The following is a 16,711-nucleotide window of genomic DNA, read 5'->3' as shown; positions in this document are numbered from 1 at the left end:
TTCTCTCGCACTCTCGAGGAATTCACAAGGAGGGGTCGACCCGACATGGGCCAACACCGAAACGCCGCGCGTCCCGCTTCCGATCCACCGCGGGAGTCCGCCGGGAGCCGCCGGCGACGGCGCCCCGGCACCCGCGCGCGGGTCGGGCTCTCCCTGGTGCTGGCCGCGCTGCTGGCGGGCGGAGTGTACGCGGTCTGGCGGGGCGGGCACGGCGGCTGTTCTCAGGTGCGACCGGTGTCGGTCATCGCCGACCAGGACGTCGCCGACTACGTCACCGCCCTGTCGAAGCAGACCGAGGCGGACAGCTGTTTCGACTTCACCGTGCAGGCCGTGCCGCCGAGCCACACCTCCGAACGCCTCACCGACCGGAACGCACCGCAGATCTGGATCGCTGAGTCGCAGGCGCGCGTCCGGCAGGTGCGCGCCGCACTCGGCCGGACGTGGGCCGACGTCGGACCGTCGCTCGGCGTCTCCCCGGTGGTGGTGGCCGGCCGTGAACTCCCGGCGATGCCCGCGTGGACCGACGTGCTCACCTCGCCCGGACTGCGAGTGGCTCCGCCGGCCCGCAGCGACGTCAGCAACGCCGCGGTGATCGGAGCGCTCTCCGAGGTGTCGTCGGGCTCGCTGACGCACCGGGAGCTGGTGGAGTTCCTGACCAAGCGGGCCCTGATGATGAACGACAACGACGCCTCCCCCGATCTCGCGCAGACCGCCGCCGCTCCCGCGCCGACGGCCACCCTCACCACCGAACGCGCCTACACCGAGTTCAAGCGCGCCCATCCCGCGTCCGATCTCGAGGTGGCCGTGCCGCGGTCCGGCACGGTGGCCCTGGACTATCGGGCCGCCAATGTCGCGCAACCCGACGATCAAGCGCTGGCCGGCGACGCGATCGACGCGCTGGTGGCCACCCTGCAGACCGACAGTGGTCGCCGGATCCGGGAGGAGATGGGCATCCGCTCTCCGGACGGCGAGCCGCCGGCCGACGGAACCGGCGTCCAGGACGTCACCGTGATCAAGCAGCCGGCCAGGGAACTCGTCGACAACATCCTGCGGAAGTGGACCGCACTCACCCAGCCGATCCGGGCGCTCGTGGTGCAGGACGTGTCCGGCTCGATGGCGCTCGACGCCGGAGGCCGTTCGCGCGCGGCCTTCCTCCGGGAGGCCTCGCTGTTCGGACTGGGCCGGTTCCCCAAGAACACCGCGCTGGGCTACTGGGAGTTCAGCATCGACCGCGGCGGCCCCGGCCAGGACTATCGGGAGGTGATGCCGATCGCGCCGATCTCCGAGATCGAGGGAGGCCGCACCAACCGCGACCGCCTCGCCGACTCCATCCGCGACACGCTGGGGCACGTGGGCGGCGGCACCGGTCTCTACGACACCGCGCTCGCGGCCTTCAAGACCGTGTACGACTCATACGACCCCGCGTACTCCAACAGCGTGATCATCATGACCGACGGCCGCAACGAGGATCGCGACAGCATCACGCTGGGGCATCTGGTGTCGGAGCTGAACATCATGAAGAACCCCGCGAGGCGCATCCCGATCATCGCGGTCGGCATCTCGGAGGACGCCGACGCCGGTGCGCTCAAGCAGATCGCCGAGGCCACCGGCGGCAGCTCGTTCATCGCACGCGACCCCAAGGATGTGGGCGCGATCCTCCTGCAGGCGGTCTCCTACCGCGTGGAAGCGGCGTGACGGCAAAGCACTCCTGAGCGAGCGATTACTCGGTACGGTCGTCGGTGAGACGTCCCTCACTTCAGGAGTGCCCGTGTACCCAGGAACCTTCGCCGCGACCACACCGGACAAGCCTGCGCTGATCCGCCCGTCGACGGGTGAGCGCGTCACCTATCGAGAGCTCACGGACAACTCCACCAGAATCGCCAATCACCTGCGCGACCTGGGAATCGGTCGGGGCGACACCATAGCGATCGTCTCCGACAACGATCTGCGCGTCTTCGACGTGTACTGGGCCGCGGTCCGCTCCGGCATGTATGTCACCGCCGTGAACCACCACCTCACCCCGGCGGAGGTGAACTACATCCTCGACGACTGCGATGCGCGCGCGGTCTTCGCCTCGGCCGCGGTGGCGGGCGCCGTCTCCGAGGCCCACCGCATCGAGGCCCTGTCCGACGATTCCCGGCGGGTGGCCTGGGGCGGGCCGGTCGACGGTTTCCTCGACTACCCGGAGGTGCTGGCCGCTGCGTCGGACGCCCCGCTGACCGACCAGCCCCGCGGCGCCGACATGCTCTACTCCTCGGGAACCACCGGGCGGCCCAAGGGAATCAAGCCGTCGCTGCCCGGCGTCCAGATCGACGAGGCCCCCGACCTCATATCGCAGGTGTTCGGCCCGGTGTACGGATTCGGCCCCGACACCGTCTACCTGTCGCCGGCGCCGCTGTACCATGCCGCTCCCCTGCGGTACTGCGCGATGACGAACGCTCTGGGCGGGACGGTGATCGTGATGGACCACTTCGAGCCGGAGACGGCCCTGCGGTACATCGACGAATACGCCGCGACGCACAGTCAGTGGGTGCCCACCATGTTCGTCCGGATGCTGAAGCTGCCGGACGAGGTCCGCGACCGGTACGACGTCTCGAGCATGAAGGTCGCCATTCACGCCGCCGCTCCGTGTCCGGCGGAGGTGAAGCGCAGAATGATCGACTGGTGGGGACCGGTGATCAACGAGTACTACGCGGCCACCGAAGCCGCGGGCGTCACGCTGATCGGATCGGCGGACTCGTCGACCCACCCCGGCTCGGTCGGCAGAGCCGTCCTCGGAGTGGTGCACATCTGTGGTCCCGACGGTGAACCGCTGCCCGCCGGAGAGGTCGGGACCGTCTATTTCGAGCGCGACGAGATGCCCTTCGTCTATCACAACGATCCGGCGAAGACGGCGCAGGCGCAGCACCCGGGGCATGCGAACTGGGCGACCACCGGCGACCTCGGTTACGTGGACGACGAGGGCTTCCTCTACCTCACCGACCGCCAGGCCTTCACGATCATCTCCGGCGGCGTCAACATCTACCCGCAGGAGTCGGAGAACGTCCTCATCAACCACCCGGCGGTATACGACGTCGGCGTGATCGGCCTGCCCGACGACGATCTCGGAGAGCGACCGGTGGGCTTCGTCCAACTGGTCGACGGCGCCGAGGCCTCCGATCGCCTCGCCGCCGAACTCGTCGACTTCGCGAAGGCCGAACTCGCGTCGTTCAAGGTCCCCAAGGAGATCCGCTTCGTGGACGACCTGCCGCGGACCCCGACCGGCAAGCTGGTCAAGGGCGAACTCCGGAAGCGGGTACTGGAGTCATTCAGCTGAACGACTGACGTCTGATCCTCGTTAACGCCGCGTGCGCGGACCCGATCTCACCAGTGTCGGGGCACGCACAGCGGCCGCACAGCAGGTGCGGCCACGCGCACAGCGAGGAGCCCACATGAAGATCCATCGGGCGGCGGCCGCAGTCGCGGTCGCCGCCGCGCTCGCCCTCTCGTCCGGATGCTCGGCGACCTCCGACCGGCAGGCACCCACCTCCGGCAGTGCTCAGGCGAATCTGCCCGCTCCGGTGTCCGCCCGCTCGGACGAACCGTCGTCGCCGACCCGGGTCACCGTCGACGGTGCGACGGCGCCGACCGACGCGGTGGCCACGGACACGGCAGGGGTTCTCCTGCCTCCCCAGGACGTCCACCGCCTCGGCTGGTGGGTCGACTCGTCGCTGCCCGGGTCCGGCTCCGGGACCGTGGTGATGACCGGGCACGTCGACGACGTGAAGCAGGGAAAGGGCTTCGCCGCACGGTTCTCCGGCCTCAAAACCGGTGAGGCCGTCGACGTCACCACCGCGGACGGACACCGGCACGTCTACCACGTCACCCGGTCGGTCCTCGCCGACAAGGAGTCCACCGGCCGCGACGGACTGCCGGTGGACGAACTCAATCGACGGACCGGCCCGGAGACTCTCGCACTCATCACCTGCGGCGGCCCGTTCATCGGCCCGCCCCTCGGTTACCGCGACAACGTCGTCGTTTTCGCCGCACCCGCGTGACGCGGACCGCTACCGACCATTCACACACTCATCAGGAGACCACCATGAAGATCAACCGCCGCGGAGTACCCGCGATCCTCGCCGCCGCCGTGATGTGCGCGGCTCTCACCCCGGCCGCCGCCTGGGCGGACGTTCCCGCCACGGAGTCCGCGCCCACCACGGCGCAGACCACTGCCGAGACGGCCGCTCCGACCGAGGTGACGTCGAGCCCCACGGAGACCTCGACCCCCACCGGCAGCCCGACCGAGAGTACGACGCCGCCCTCGTCCGACACCGGGACGCCGCCCAGTGAGACGAGCACCGCGCCCCCGACCACCCGGCCCGAGAAGAAGACCGGGGTGCTGGTGGTCTGGGCCGACGACGTGCAGGCCGGACTGATGGTCCCGGGCGCCGTCATCCGGTTCGACGCCCCGCGGCACCATCCCGGCACCGTCACCACCCCCGCGCAGGTGACTCTGCCCGAGGGCTACTACCGGTTCACCGTCGTGGCGCCACCGGCCGGCTACCATCTGCTCGAGCCCGCCGACGACTTCGACGGCGTGATCGTCGCCGGTCGCAATCTGGAGCGCCGGATCCGCGTCGCCAAGGACCAGCAGGAACCGACCAACGGTGTCCTCGGGGTCACCAAGCGCGACCGCGTCACCGGGGAACCGTTGCAGGGAGCGAAGTTCCGGGTCGTCACGTGCAGCGGTAACTATGTCGCGGCACTCACCTCCGGCGATCAGGGAACAGCGTTCCGCGGTCTGGATCCCGGCTGCTACGACCTCCTCGAGGACGCGGCCCCCGCGGGATACCAGCTCGACCTGACACCGCACCGGGTGTGGATCAAGAAGGGCGAGGAGACCGACCTCACCGTGTACGACATCCCCGTCGACTATGTGGCACCGCGAAACCCCGCCGACCGGGTGCCCCTGCGGTCGGTCCCCTCGGGGCGCATCGACTGAACCCGGCGCACCGGGGGCGCGTCCGCTCAGGCGAGCTCGATGAGCTCCTGGTATTCGTCGGACCAGTGGTCCTCGGTGCCGTCGGGCAGGAGGATCACCCGCTGAGGCTCCAGAGCCTCCGCGGCACCGGGGTCGTGCGTCACCAGAACCACGGCCCCGGTGTAACTGCGCAGTGCCTCCAGCACCTGCTCTCGGGAGACCGGATCGAGGTTGTTCGTCGGCTCGTCGAGCAGCAGGACGTTGGCGGCCGAGGACACCAGCCCGGCGAGCGCCAGACGCGTCTTCTCACCGCCCGAGAGCGTCCCGGCCGGCTGGTCCAGCTGCGGACCGGTGAACATGAACGCTCCGAGCAGCCCCCGCAGATCCTGCTCGCCGGCGTCGGGCGCCGCGTGCCGGATGTTCTCCCAGACCGTCGCGTCGTCGTCGAGGGTGTCGTGCTCCTGTGCGAAGTACCCGATCTTGAGGCCGCGACCCGGCTCCAGTTCACCGAGGTCGGGTTTCTCCACACCGGCGAGCAACTTGAGCAGCGTGGTCTTGCCCGCGCCGTTGAGGCCGAGGATCACCACCCGGCTCCCCTTGTCGATCGCGAGGTCGACGCCGGTGAAGATCTCCAGCGAGCCGTACACCTTGGTCAGATTCGACGCCATCAGCGGCGTCTTGCCGCACGCCGCCGGCTCCGGGAACCGGATGTGCGCGGTCTTGTCGGCCACCCGCACCTCGTCGAGCTCGTCCATCATGCGCTCGGCACGTTTGAGCATCTGCTGCGCCGCGGTGGCCTTGGTCGCCTTGGCCCCCAGCTTGGCCGCCTGGACGCGCAGCGCCCCGGCCTTCTTCTCGGCGTTGGCCCGCTCGCGCTTGCGGCGCTGCTCGTCGGTCGCGCGGGCGTCCAGGTACCGCTTCCAGCCCATGTTGTAGACGTCGGCCTCACCGCGGACCGCATCGAGGAACCACACACGGTTCACCACGTCGGCCAGCAGGTCGACGTCGTGGCTGATGACGACGAGGCCGCCCTCGTGGTTCTGCAGGAACGTGCGCAGCCAGGCGATCGAGTCGGCGTCGAGGTGGTTGGTCGGCTCGTCGAGGAGCAGCGTGGTATCCGACTTGCCCGAGCCGTCCGACGCCGCGAACAGGATGCGCGCCAACTCGATCCGGCGACGCTGACCGCCGGAGAGGGTACGCAGCGGTTGCCCGAGCACACGGTCGGGCAGACCGAGGCTGTTGCAGATGCGGGCGGCGTCGCTTTCGGCCTCGTAACCGCCGAGCGCCGAGAACCTCTCCTCGAGACGGGCGTACTTGGCGATCGCACGGTCGCGGACCCTGTCGTCCGCGGCCTCCTCCATCAGCGCCTGCTGCTTGCCCATCGAGGCGAGGATCTCGTCCAGTCCGCGCGCGGACAGCACGCGGTCCTTCGCGAGGACGTCGAGGTCGCCCTCCTTGGGATCCTGCGGCAGGTAACCGACCGGGCCGGAGGTGCGGACGGTTCCGGCGTACGGCTGCGTCTCGCCGGCGAGGATGCGCAGCGAGGTGGTCTTGCCCGCACCGTTGCGGCCGACCAGCCCGATGCGGTCGCCCGGCTGAATGCGCAGGTGGTCTCCGGGCGCCGAAAGAAGAGTCCTCGCGCCCGCTCGTACTTCCAGGTCGGTCGCGGTGATCACGTCGATCCAGTCTACCGATGACGGGCCCGGTCCCCGAATCGGTTCTCGGCGCATGGACGGCTGCGGACTCGGACCCGCGCCCGGACTACCGTTGAGCCATGACTGATACTGCCTCCACCGATCTCACCGGCCGTTCCGCGCTCGTCACCGGCGGCAGCCGAGGCATCGGGTACGCCATCGCCCTCGAACTCGCGCGCCGCGGTGCCGCGGTGGTCGTCACCGGCCGCAAACCCGAGCCCCTGGACGAGGCGGCGGCAGCGCTGCGCGACGCGGTCCCCGGTTCGGTGGTCACCGCGGTCGCGGGCAACACCGGCGATCCCGAGCACCGCGCGGACGCGGTCGCGGCGGCCGTGGCGAACGGCGGTATCGACATCCTCGTCAACAACACGGGGATCAATCCGACCGCGGGTCCGCTCATGGACGCCGATCTCGGTGCGGTGCGCAAGACCTTCGACACCAACGTCGTCGCGGCTCTCGGCTATGTCCAGGAGGCGTACCGAGCGGGAATGAAGGACTCGGGCGGTGCCGTCGTCAACATCGCGTCGATCGCGGGCCTGCGGCCGACCGGGTTGATCGCGGCCTACGGCGCGTCCAAGGCCGCGCTGATCCACCTCACCGAGGAGCTCGCGTGGCAGCTCGGTCCGTCGATCCGGGTGAACGCCGTCGCCCCCGGCGTGGTGAAGACCAAGTTCGCCGACGTTCTTCTCGCGGCCGGTGAGGACGTCGTAGGGCAGACCTACCCGATGAACCGGGTGGGCACTCCCGAGGACATCGCGGCCACGGTGGCCTTCCTGGTGAGCGACGCGGCGTCGTGGATCACCGGTGAGACGATCCGCGTCGACGGCGGCAAGCTGGCCACCGGCGGGATGTGACCGCGCCCGTCGAGGGGCCCGCCGCCGACGTCATCGTCGTGGGCGCCGGGCCCGCGGGGCGCTCGCTCGCGTACCGCGCCGCCGCGGCGGGGCTGCGCGCGACGCTCGTCGACCCGGCGCCGCACCGAGTGTGGCGGCAGACCTTCGGCATGTACGCCGACGACGCACCGGCCTGGCTCGACCCCGGGGCGGTGGCCGCCCGCAGCGCCGAGTTCTGCGTCTTCACCCCGCAGCGGCGGGTGGTGGACCGCGGGTACCTGGTGCTCCACTCGGAGCGGTTCCAGCAGTCCCTGTCGCTGTCGGAGGTGACGGTCGTGGCCTCGTCGGCGACCGCTCTCACCGCGACGTCGGTCACGCTCGCCGACGGCTCCGTACTCGCCGGCCGACATGTGGTCGACGCCCGCGGCACCGCCGGGCACCGCCGAGCCGACACGCCGCGCCAGACCGCCGTCGGATTCCTCGCGGGCCGGGTCGGGGCGACGGACGGCGACGACCCCGACACCACCGTGCTGATGGACTGGCGGCCCGCCGATACCGGGCCGAACGCCGTCTCATCGAACCTCACCTCATCGGACCCGGCCTCGTTCAGCTACCGGATCGACACCGCTCGCGGACGCCTCGTCGAGGAGACCTGCCTGGCCGCCCGCCCGCCCCTGGGCATCTCCGAACTGGCCCGTCGAGCGCGCCTGCGCCTGCGTCTGTCCGCGCCGACCGGCGACGAGGAGGTTCAGCACGGTGGGATGGACGAGATCGTCGATTTTCCGATGTACCCGAACGCACGACCGTGGCGTGGCGACGGCGCCCTGGCGATCGGCGCGGTCGGCGGTCGGATGAATCCGGCGACCGGATACAGCGTCGCGCAGTCTCTGCGCGCCGCCGATCTGGTCGTCGAGGCTGTCGCCGGCCGTCGGGATCCACGCGCCGCGTTGTGGCCTCGCGCCGCTCGTATCGCGTTCACGCTCCGACTGCTGGGACTGCTGGTCCTCATCCGGCTCAGACCGGCCGAACTCGTCGGCTTCTTCGACGCCTTCTTCGGCGTCCCGGTTCCGCTGCAGCGCGCCTATGTGTCGTCGCACGCCGACGCCCCCGGCGTGCTGCGCGCGATGGCGGCGGTGTTCCGGCGGTGCCCGCCGCGGCTGAAGGCCCGCGTCGCCGTCGCCTCGGCCCGCGCCGCCGTCGAAGTGGTCCGCCTCATTGTCGTCGGCGCGTCGGGGTCGGCTGAGGAGGGCTAGAGCTGTTTCAGCAGCAGGTACTGCGCCGAGATCTTCTGCTGCGCCTCATGCAGATCGGAGCCGTCCGCCTGGGCCGCGTAGCTGCCGTAGGCGACGAAGCAGGTCGCTTGATCGTCGCCGAACGAGGACTTGCTGGTCTGACACACCGCCGACGGCAGATCCTGCGGGCTGTCGGCCTTCTTGGCGGTCGGATCGTCGGAGTCGTCGGAGAGGGTTTTGAGCAGTTCTGCGGCCTGGTCGTCGCCGCCGGAGCGGAAGACCAGGGAGCCCCCGACCGCGGCCTCGGTGACGCCGGTCTTCTGCAAGTCGGCGAAGGTGGCGGTCGACTTGCTCGCCAGCTGCGAGATGGCCCGCGGTCCGGCGACCGAGCCGGAGAAGGCGGAACCGCCGTTCGACTCCGTCAGCAGCACGGCGCGCAACAGGCCGTTCGGGTCGATCCGCTTGTCGTCGCTGATCGGTTTCATCGCATCGAGCAGGGCTTTCTGCTTCGTGAAGGCAGACCGCACCGCGGCGAGAGTCCATCCGCCGTCGTCGGCGTCGGCCCAGGTGTAGACCACCTTCTCTGCCACCGGGGTGAACGCCACGGTGATCTGACCGCCGCCGCTCGACTTCCCCGTGAGCGCCACCGTCTCGGCGGGCATCCCCGGGACGTCGGTGCGCCGCATCGGTGAACCGTAGGTCTTCTTGAGCATCTGGCCGGACATCGCCGACACGGCCTCGCCGGCCGTCTCCGCATCGGGATACACCAGCACTGCATGATTGAGCCCCTGATGCAGGTTCTTACCGTCGCTGTCGTCCGGCGCCCCGCCGGCCATGGTGAAGCCGTAACGCAGCTTCTGCGAGACCGGCAGGTCGGCCGCATCGGAGAAGACGCCCCGCAGTCCGCTCGCGCCGGAGATCGGGTAGGTCGGCATGCTGAACTTGGTCAGCACCGGATCGACCTCGTCACGGAACGCGATGTCTTCGCCCAGCCGCATGGCCCGCAGCCGGTTCATCTCCGACTCCGTATCAGCGGTCCCCGCAGCAGGCTGCAGACTGGTCGCGTACTTCCCCGTATCGAGCTGGATCGGTCCGCGCGTCGCGGTGCCGTCCACGGTGCACGCGGTGACCGCCGAGAGGCTGACGACTGCTCCGGCGGCCGCGGCCGCTCGTTTCCACTGCATAGGCAGATCCTAAAGGGCCCGGCCCGGACCCACGAACAGCACTACGCCCGGCGAATGACACCGTCACTCGCCGGGCGTGGCACCCGTGTCAGTCCCGACCGGTCACTCCTGGCCGCTCTCCTTGAGGGCCTGCTCGACGTCGAGTGCCTTCACCTGGTCGATCAGGCTGTCGAGCGCCTGGGGAGGCAGCGCACCGGCCTCGTTGAAGACCAACCGACCCTGCTTGAACGCCATGATGGTCGGGATGGAGCGGATGCTCGCGGCCGCCGCCAACTGCTGCTCGGCCTCGGTGTCGACCTTGCCGAAGACGATGTCGTCGTGCTTTTCGGAGGCCGCTTTGTACGTGGGTGCGAACTGCCGGCACGGGCCGCACCAGCTCGCCCAGAAGTCCACGAGGACGATGTCGTTGTCGACGATCGTCTGCTCGAAGTCGTCACCGGTCAGATCAATTGTTGCCATGTCTGTATCTAACCGGATCCGCCGCCGTGCTATTCCTGCACGCGGCACTTCTCCACGCGGGGTTCCGCGCCGACGGCCCGCCGGACCGCCTCGTCCACGAGGTCGGCGTTGATCGCCGCACCCGCCGCCACCCCGGACGCGGCGGCCGCGCCCACCATCGCCATCGGGTCGCGCGCGTTGCCCGCCGCCCACACTCCGTCGACTGCCGTCCGGCCCGTCGCATCGGTCTCGATGTACGTTCCGAACGGGTGGTCCGACACGCGGCCGCCCAGGGTCTGGAACAGCTCTCCCCGCGCGTGTACGCGGGTCGCCACCGCGACGGCGTCCACCTCGTACGCCGCACCCGCGATACGGACGGACCGGACTCGTTCGCCGTCGGTCAGCACCCGGTCGACGCGGCCGTCGACGATCGGGACGTCCATCGCCGTCAAGCGTTCACGCGCTTGCGCACCGAGGACGGATTCGTGATCGAAGACCGTCACATGCTCGCTCAGTTGCCGGAACAGCAGCGCCTGATGTTCAGCCATCGGGCTCGTCGCGACCACGCCGATACGCCGTCCGCGAACCTCCCAACCGTGGCAGTACGGACAGTGCAGCACTGTCCGCCCCCAACCAGCGGCCAGTCCCTCGATCGCGGGCAGTTCGTCCACCGCTCCGGTCGCCAGGAGCACCCGGCACGCACCGACCGTCTCCCCGGACGAGAGGCTCAGCGTGAACCCGCCGGAGATGCGCTCGGCACTGAGCACGGTTCCCTCGAACATCTCGGCGCCGTACCCGGCCGCCTCGGCTCGACCGGCCGCCAGCAGATCGGTGGGTGCCGTACCCTCGCGGCCCAGCACGTTGTGCGCAGCCTCGGCGGGCCGATTGCGCTGTTCACCCGCGTCCACCACGAGGACGGTCCGCAGTGAGCGGCCCAGGGTCACCGCGGCGCCGAGTCCCGCCGGTCCCCCGCCCGCGATGAGCACGTCGTACTGCCGGTTCGGGCCGGCCTCCCGTGAATTCGTCATGGATCGACCGTATGCGCGGTATTGCAGATAACGCATACACTCTTGCGCATGACGCAAGAACTCGATCGCCGTTCCGATCCCGACCTGGACGCCCTGGTGCGGAGCCGGATTCGGAGTCTTCGGCTCGCCCGCGGATGGACCCTCGACTCACTCGCCCGCCGATGCGACATGAGCGCGTCGACGCTCTCCCGGATCGAGACCGGCGGGCGCCGCGTAGCCCTCGACCAACTGGTGCCGATCGCCCGTGCGCTCGGGGTGTCTCTCGACCAGCTCGTCGAACCCGTCTCCGATGAAGACGTGGTCATCCGGCCGGAAGCCCACTCCTCCGGAGACGCGATCACGTGGCTCCTCTCGCGCGATCGCGCCGATGCCGGCGTCGTCGTCGCCAAGATGCGGCTCCAACCGCCGGCGCAGTGGCCCACACCTCGCGTGCATCCCGGTCATGAGTGGTTCACCGTGCTCTCCGGCAGCGTGCGGCTGGCTCTCGGTGAGCGGATCATCTACGTCCAGGCCGGCGAGGCAGCCGAGTTCTCGACGATGACGCCGCATGCCTTCGTCGCCCACGGGACCACCGCCGAGATTCTGACGATCTTCGACCGGGACGGCGAACGCGCTCACCTTCCCGAGTAATCGTCCCTTCCCAGTGGAAGGCGAGCAGTCGCAGCGGAGGCGACGGAGCGGTGAATCCAGTCGCTCGAGCGGTGTCCGGTCAGACCGTGAAGCCGAGGGCGCGCAACTGCTCGCGGCCGTCGTCGGTGATCTTGTCGGGCCCCAGGCGGGGATCCAGACCCAGTTGGGGGAACCTCCTTGGAGCTGAAACACAGCTCTGACCAGGAGTTTAGCGCCCTCCGAGCGGCCCACTATGGGGTGAATTACGCACAAAACTCCGCACAATTTTTGGGCATCCACGAGGCCAGGGACCGGTCAGGGGCACGGGGGGTGACCCTGGGTGCTAGCAGTAACCGAACCGATGGGCAATCAGGCACGGCCCACGCGTTTGCGGGGCTATTACCGGATCGCGGGCCCGCAAGCGGTGCCGGCCGATCAGCAGCAGTCCGTTGGTCAGCGACCGTCAGCTATCTGCGCGGTTCGACTTGTGTGCCTCGAAACGGGCGGGCAGTAGCGCGCTCGCGTCGCTGATCACTGTGGCCGATCTCGAGCGCCCAGTGCGCTGCCGAGGCTGCTGGACCGATAGGTGCCAATTGGGTGCCGCGCGCCGCATGTGGCGGGCTCGCCAAGGCGGCGCGTGAGGACGACGCTGAGCCCCAACGAGGCGGACGCTGCCACCGCCAGCCCACGGAGCTCGGAGATGACCACCAGCAGGTCCGATGGGTCTGGTCAACAACGAACAACAACCGAGGCGACATCTGCCACACGGATAAGACTGGCCGCACCTCGCCTGACTGCCGTCATCCCGGACATTGCTTGCGGCATAGGCGAGTAGGGGCGATCGACGTTTGCAATGGTCAGACGCCTGCGCAGATGCCCGGCTCACCGTCCTGCCCGGCATGCGGATCACACCTTCGATCCAATCAGCGATCGATCGACGTTCCGGCAAGTGTCTCGAGTCCCATTTGGATTGCTGTCAATGATGATTGGAGAGGTAAGTCGACTGCGGACAACGAGCATGTGAATCACGGCCACCTGAGGGTCGCGCTACAAATTGCTGGCGGATGCCTTCCGCCTCGCGTCAATCCACTCCGCGCGCAGATCGAACCCGGTCTCCTTCGCCGCCGACGCGGTGCGCTTCGGAAGATCATTGGTGCGACTAACGGAGACAGCCTTATCGTCGTATCGGACGGCGAGGAACCAGCCGAAGCTGCACTGATCTGAGGTCAAGTACGACGTCAGCTGCTTCTCAAGCCCGTTCCAGTAGTCGGTGTTGGTCATCTTCTTGATCTCGAGCAGTCCTCGCTCGAACGCCGACTTGGTGAAGGCGAAGTCGACTGGCCCCTTCCCGAGGTACACCTCGCGGTCGACTCGCACGCCGTTGGCCAGGCAGTAGTGCTGCACGATGCCCTTGAAGAGGAGCTGGACCGACTCCTCGCGCTTGGGCTTGTTCGTGTCGTCGTTGTAGAGCAGGGGCCAGCCACGCTCGTCTCGATGTAGTGCTTGACGGTGGCGACCACTCTGCCCACGAAGTTGTGGACCGATTCGCCATCCTGGGCGCTGATCGGGTGGGAGGAGACGAAGCTGGCCGCGAGCCTGTTCCAGTTGTGGAAGCCCTTCGGGTCCCGGTCGAGGTCGTACGGCCGCGCCGCCTGCCGCTCCCGATCCTTTGTCCACTCTCGGATGAGCTCCGCCCGAGGCGTGCGAGCCTGACGATCTCCTTGGAGTTGACGTTCTCCATCACCGTGAGGTTCAGGTCGTCGCGGAGCGTGGTCTCGCTGTAGTCGAACCAGTCTTCGGGGTTCAGCGTCGGCAGCTCTCGCAGAAGCCGCTTCGGGACCAGGAGCACGGCCTTGCGCGTGAACGGGTTTCGGGGCAGGTCGAAGGTACCTGTGACCCAGCGCTTCCTCATCGGGTCGTAGTCCGAGTTGGCCACCTCCAGCGGCTGGAGCTCCAGTCCGAGTTCGCCTGCGATCTTCTGTGTGTACTCGATGAACCGTGGCTTAAGGATCGACAGGGTCATGTCGGAGATGCGATCCCTGTTGATCCGTTCCACGAGCACGCCCAGCTCCTCGAAGTGCGCCATCCCTTCGTCCAGACCGCGCTTGACCGCCTCTCGCATCGCCTCCGTGATCTGCTTCGCCAGGCCGGTACCGGCACCAGAGCCGCTCGTGCCGGTTGCGACGTAGCCCAGGCAGAATTCCTCCGGTTCGTGGAACTCCATCAACGTGACGACCCGCTTGTACTGCAGGCTGCTCCGGTTGTCCTCGTGCCCGGAGAACAGTTTGAAGGCCCGGTCGAAGTAGCCGATCAGCTCCTCATGGCGGTCGACCAGGGCCCATCGGACTCCTTGAAGATCAGGAACGGGTCGACGAACAGCCGCGTGTCTGTGTCGAGGATCGGGTCGAACCAGTCGTCGTCATCATCGACGGCGACATCAAAGTACTCGCTGAACTGCACCAGCCGCTCCTCCCGCGGGCAGACGGCACCGATCTGGTCGACCGATGCGCTCAAAGCCGGAACTACTTCATTTTTAGTCCAAATTAGCGCATCAATCCTTCTCTCCGTGCACTCATGACGCGAGTGTGCTTTACTATCGGCATGGATCATGCGCAGATGGCAGCACGGGAGACGCTAAACATTGTTGCCGACACATGCGAACGCAGCGGGCTCGTCAATACTTGGCGCGCGCTCGTGCAGGACGTCTACGCGAGCAACCTCGACAGGTACGAGCCGGACGAGCTTGGCGACACCGTGATGTCGTTCGGGATCCAGTGCTACGAGAACCTGAAGACGCGAGCTCTCCGAAGGTTCCGGCATGACGATCTCGAAGCCGCCGACTCCCACTGGAATGTCGAGGGCCTCCATGTTGGCACTCCCGGGAACGTGCTCACCTTCAACTTCGCAGGCGCGCGTTTCGTCACCATGAAGGTGCCGTTCTCGGAGGGTCGCTCGCCGAACTGGGACCGCAGCGGCGACTGGGACCAGGACAGCCAGGTCAGGTCACAGCTCGCCAACGAGAACTCCGATGCGCTGCAGTATCAGACCCACGCTGCCGGAGCGTCGCCACTCTTCCCGCACCCGGGTTCGCCCGGGGATGTCCGCAGCTTCATGCTCCTCTGGGCCGGCGAGTCGGACGCGGCACTGACTGCTGGGTGGCTGGGCGTTCCGATACTCGGCGACACGCCGTTCATCGCACACAAGCAGCTTTGGCGGGACACCGAACCAGACACGCGAGCCACGCAGAAGTCGACACCCGATCGTGGCCCGAGCTTCGACGAACGCCCCGCTGCCCGACCCGCGGTCGCCCTCAAGAAGCAGCGCCGGGACGGTCAGGCGTGAAGCGCACATCGCAATCCCCCGCCGCCGGCACCGATTTCGACGGCACCCGCCTGACCGTCGCGAGAAGGCTACGACGCAAGACCAAAGCCACCCTCGCACGCGAGGTCGGAGTCACGCCGACAGCCATCGGTCAATTCGAGAAGAACCTCTCGAACCCGACCCAAAGCGTCCTCGCTCAGCTCTGCCTGCAACTCGGCCTCCCGCGAGACTTTTTCGGTGCGGGCCGGCCTCTCGCACTGCTGCCGGCGTCCGGTGCCCATTTCCGATCGCTCCGTTCGACGTCCGCCGCAGCACGAGAACAAGCCCTCGCCTACGGGGAGCTGTGCCTCGAGCTGGTGGACCTGATCGGGGCGTATGTGGATCTGCCTCCGGTGTCACTGCCCGAATTCGAGCTGCCGGAAGAACTATCCGACGATGACATCGCCGAAGCGGCTCGCCTCACGCGCCAAGCCTGGAGCATCGAGCCCGGGCCCATAGCCTCGGTAGTCCAGGCTCTCGAAGCTCACGGAGTCATCGCACTGCGCCTGCCCGAGCGGACCGATGCCGCCGTCGACGCGTTCTCCACCTACTCCGGTAGCCGACCACTCGTCTTCCTCTCACCGACCAAGGACGACAAGGCCCGCAGCCGGTTCGACGCCGCTCACGAGCTCGGACACCTCGTGCTTCACCCCGACACCGAGCCAGGCTCGAAGCTGGTCGAGCAGGAGGCCAACCGGTTCGCGGCAGAATTCCTCATGCCCCGAGACGAAATCATTGACGACCTGCCACGCCGCATCGACTGGCCGACATTCCACGATCTCAAACGCCACTGGGGCGTCAGTCTGCGCGCGCTGGTGTTCCGCGCCCACACTCTCGGCCGACTCTCCGACGCCTCATATCGTCGCGCCAATCAGCAGCTCTCCATCTGGGGCTTCCCCGAACCAGGGCCGCTCGGGCCTGCCGAATCCCCACAGGTCCTCGGCATGGCGCGACAACTGATCACCGACAGCGGCTACGACTTCGCCGACATCATGGCCGCCGGCCGCGTCGCCCCGGAAGTCGCAGAATCGGTCATGGACGCCGCATCGAACGACCGACCGAAGCTGCGCTTCGTCTGAAGACATGACGCCACACATTCAGGTGGTCACCGCCCCAAGCCGCACAGCCGCGCCACCACGCGGACCCGCGTGACCCGATCCTGCGATTCTCTGCCTACCCTTGACCCGAGCCCCCAGGGGAAAGTCGTCCGGATAGGGGTTGGCATACGAACTCACGAATAGGTGCGGGCGGTGTCAACTCGTGGAAGCAACGTTGTCCTTCAGTAGGCGTTCGAAGACTTCCCGTGGAGTGTAGAAGCCCAGGCACTGCCGTGGCCGCTCGTTGAGCTCGCGGGCGATCGCTTCGAGGTACAG

15 protein-coding genes and 2 pseudogenes are annotated in these 16,711 nt (G+C 68.2%); 9 read left to right on the top strand and 8 right to left on the bottom strand.

Features of this window, described 5'->3' with window-relative positions:
* The first annotated feature begins 45 nt into the window (after positions 1-45).
* From ABFX36_RS14490 to ABFX36_RS14475, 4 genes are all read left to right on the top strand, one after another.
* A complete protein-coding gene (locus ABFX36_RS14490; protein ID WP_006894879.1) occupies positions 46-1,695 on the top strand; it encodes a substrate-binding domain-containing protein in 1,650 nt (549 codons plus the stop codon).
* Positions 1,696-1,768: 73 nt separating this feature from the next.
* Entirely contained in the window at positions 1,769-3,316 is a 1,548-nt protein-coding gene (locus ABFX36_RS14485) for an acyl-CoA synthetase (protein ID WP_222110804.1), read from the top strand.
* A gap of 115 nt (positions 3,317-3,431) precedes the next feature.
* Positions 3,432-4,037 (top strand): class F sortase, encoded by a 606-nt coding sequence (locus ABFX36_RS14480; protein ID WP_346076946.1) that lies wholly within the window; start codon positions 3,432-3,434, stop codon positions 4,035-4,037.
* A gap of 44 nt (positions 4,038-4,081) precedes the next feature.
* On the top strand, positions 4,082-4,981 hold the full coding sequence (locus ABFX36_RS14475; RefSeq protein WP_346076944.1) for an MSCRAMM family protein: 900 nt from the start codon (positions 4,082-4,084) through the stop codon (positions 4,979-4,981).
* Between the two features lie 26 nt (positions 4,982-5,007).
* Here the strand turns inward: ABFX36_RS14475 and ABFX36_RS14470 are convergent, their stop codons facing one another.
* Entirely contained in the window at positions 5,008-6,636 is a 1,629-nt protein-coding gene (locus tag ABFX36_RS14470) for an ABC-F family ATP-binding cassette domain-containing protein (RefSeq protein ID WP_045540187.1), read from the bottom strand.
* Positions 6,637-6,734: 98 nt separating this feature from the next.
* Here ABFX36_RS14470 and ABFX36_RS14465 point away from each other — a divergent pair, with 98 nt between their 5' ends.
* Together ABFX36_RS14465 and ABFX36_RS14460 are read left to right on the top strand one after the other, a co-directional pair.
* Positions 6,735-7,508 (top strand): SDR family oxidoreductase, encoded by a 774-nt coding sequence (locus ABFX36_RS14465; protein ID WP_062367495.1) that lies wholly within the window; start codon positions 6,735-6,737, stop codon positions 7,506-7,508.
* Positions 7,505-8,740 (top strand): lycopene cyclase family protein, encoded by a 1,236-nt coding sequence (locus ABFX36_RS14460; protein ID WP_346076941.1) that lies wholly within the window; start codon positions 7,505-7,507, stop codon positions 8,738-8,740. Before ABFX36_RS14465 ends, ABFX36_RS14460 begins: the two co-directional genes overlap by 4 nt.
* Here the strand turns inward: ABFX36_RS14460 and ABFX36_RS14455 are convergent.
* The 3 genes from ABFX36_RS14455 to ABFX36_RS14445 all read right to left on the bottom strand — a co-directional run bounded on the left by ABFX36_RS14455 (position 8,737) and on the right by ABFX36_RS14445 (position 11,369).
* Positions 8,737-9,903, bottom strand: coding sequence for a DUF7373 family lipoprotein (locus ABFX36_RS14455; protein WP_346076939.1), 1,167 nt, complete (start codon positions 9,901-9,903; stop codon positions 8,737-8,739). The genes ABFX36_RS14460 and ABFX36_RS14455 overlap by 4 nt on opposite strands.
* Before the next feature lie 102 nt (positions 9,904-10,005).
* Positions 10,006-10,362: a thioredoxin gene (gene trxA / locus ABFX36_RS14450; RefSeq protein WP_062367498.1), complete on the bottom strand. Its 357-nt coding sequence runs from the start codon at positions 10,360-10,362 to the stop codon at positions 10,006-10,008.
* A 29-nt stretch (positions 10,363-10,391) separates the two neighbouring features.
* Positions 10,392-11,369, bottom strand: a complete 978-nt coding sequence (locus tag ABFX36_RS14445) for an NAD(P)/FAD-dependent oxidoreductase (RefSeq protein WP_346076936.1) — start codon at positions 11,367-11,369, stop codon at positions 10,392-10,394.
* 48 nt (positions 11,370-11,417) lie between these two features.
* Between ABFX36_RS14445 and ABFX36_RS14440 the strand changes: the two genes are divergently transcribed.
* Positions 11,418-11,999, top strand: coding sequence for a helix-turn-helix domain-containing protein (locus ABFX36_RS14440; protein ID WP_278127312.1), 582 nt, complete (start codon positions 11,418-11,420; stop codon positions 11,997-11,999).
* A gap of 79 nt (positions 12,000-12,078) precedes the next feature.
* Here ABFX36_RS14440 and ABFX36_RS14435 read toward each other — a convergent pair.
* The 3 genes and pseudogenes from ABFX36_RS14435 to ABFX36_RS14425 all read right to left on the bottom strand — a co-directional run.
* Positions 12,079-12,164, bottom strand: a pseudogene (locus tag ABFX36_RS14435) (metal-sulfur cluster biosynthetic enzyme); the annotation flags it as partial.
* An 861-nt stretch (positions 12,165-13,025) separates the two neighbouring features.
* Positions 13,026-13,655: a hypothetical protein gene (locus tag ABFX36_RS14430; protein WP_346076934.1), complete on the bottom strand. Its 630-nt coding sequence runs from the start codon at positions 13,653-13,655 to the stop codon at positions 13,026-13,028.
* 633 nt (positions 13,656-14,288) lie between these two features.
* Complete coding sequence (locus tag ABFX36_RS14425) at positions 14,289-14,588, bottom strand: hypothetical protein (RefSeq protein ID WP_346076932.1); 300 nt, start codon at positions 14,586-14,588, stop codon at positions 14,289-14,291.
* Positions 14,589-14,672: 84 nt separating this feature from the next.
* On the opposite strand from ABFX36_RS14425, the gene ABFX36_RS14420 reads away from it, so the two are divergent.
* The gene (locus ABFX36_RS14420) at positions 14,673-15,320 is read left to right on the top strand and encodes a hypothetical protein (RefSeq protein ID WP_346076930.1); all 648 of its coding nucleotides are present in this window, start codon (positions 14,673-14,675) and stop codon (positions 15,318-15,320) included.
* The gene (locus ABFX36_RS14415) at positions 15,317-16,417 is read left to right on the top strand and encodes an XRE family transcriptional regulator (protein WP_346076928.1); all 1,101 of its coding nucleotides are present in this window, start codon (positions 15,317-15,319) and stop codon (positions 16,415-16,417) included. Before ABFX36_RS14420 ends, ABFX36_RS14415 begins: the two co-directional genes overlap by 4 nt.
* A gap of 174 nt (positions 16,418-16,591) precedes the next feature.
* Here ABFX36_RS14415 and ABFX36_RS19075 read toward each other — a convergent pair.
* A pseudogene (locus ABFX36_RS19075) lies at positions 16,592-16,711 on the bottom strand (IS30 family transposase); the annotation flags it as partial.

Source organism: Gordonia cholesterolivorans (genome assembly GCF_039531975.1).
GTDB lineage: Bacteria > Actinomycetota > Actinomycetes > Mycobacteriales > Mycobacteriaceae > Gordonia > Gordonia sihwensis.
The sequence above is the reverse complement of the archived record's forward strand: the minus strand, read 5'-3'. Positions and strand labels throughout refer to the sequence as shown.

Coding starts and splice junctions, on each gene's coding strand:
- ABFX36_RS14490 (WP_006894879.1), top strand. CDS start 46: ATGGGCCAACACCGAAACGCCGCGCGTCCCGCTTCCGATCCACCGCGG.
- ABFX36_RS14480 (WP_346076946.1), top strand. CDS start 3,432: ATGAAGATCCATCGGGCGGCGGCCGCAGTCGCGGTCGCCGCCGCGCTC.
- ABFX36_RS14475 (WP_346076944.1), top strand. CDS start 4,082: ATGAAGATCAACCGCCGCGGAGTACCCGCGATCCTCGCCGCCGCCGTG.
- ABFX36_RS14465 (WP_062367495.1), top strand. CDS start 6,735: ATGACTGATACTGCCTCCACCGATCTCACCGGCCGTTCCGCGCTCGTC.
- ABFX36_RS14455 (WP_346076939.1), bottom strand. CDS start 9,903: ATGCAGTGGAAACGAGCGGCCGCGGCCGCCGGAGCAGTCGTCAGCCTC.
- trxA (WP_062367498.1), bottom strand. CDS start 10,362: ATGGCAACAATTGATCTGACCGGTGACGACTTCGAGCAGACGATCGTC.
- ABFX36_RS14445 (WP_346076936.1), bottom strand. CDS start 11,369: ATGACGAATTCACGGGAGGCCGGCCCGAACCGGCAGTACGACGTGCTC.
- ABFX36_RS14440 (WP_278127312.1), top strand. CDS start 11,418: ATGACGCAAGAACTCGATCGCCGTTCCGATCCCGACCTGGACGCCCTG.
- ABFX36_RS14425 (WP_346076932.1), bottom strand. CDS start 14,588: ATGATCCATGCCGATAGTAAAGCACACTCGCGTCATGAGTGCACGGAG.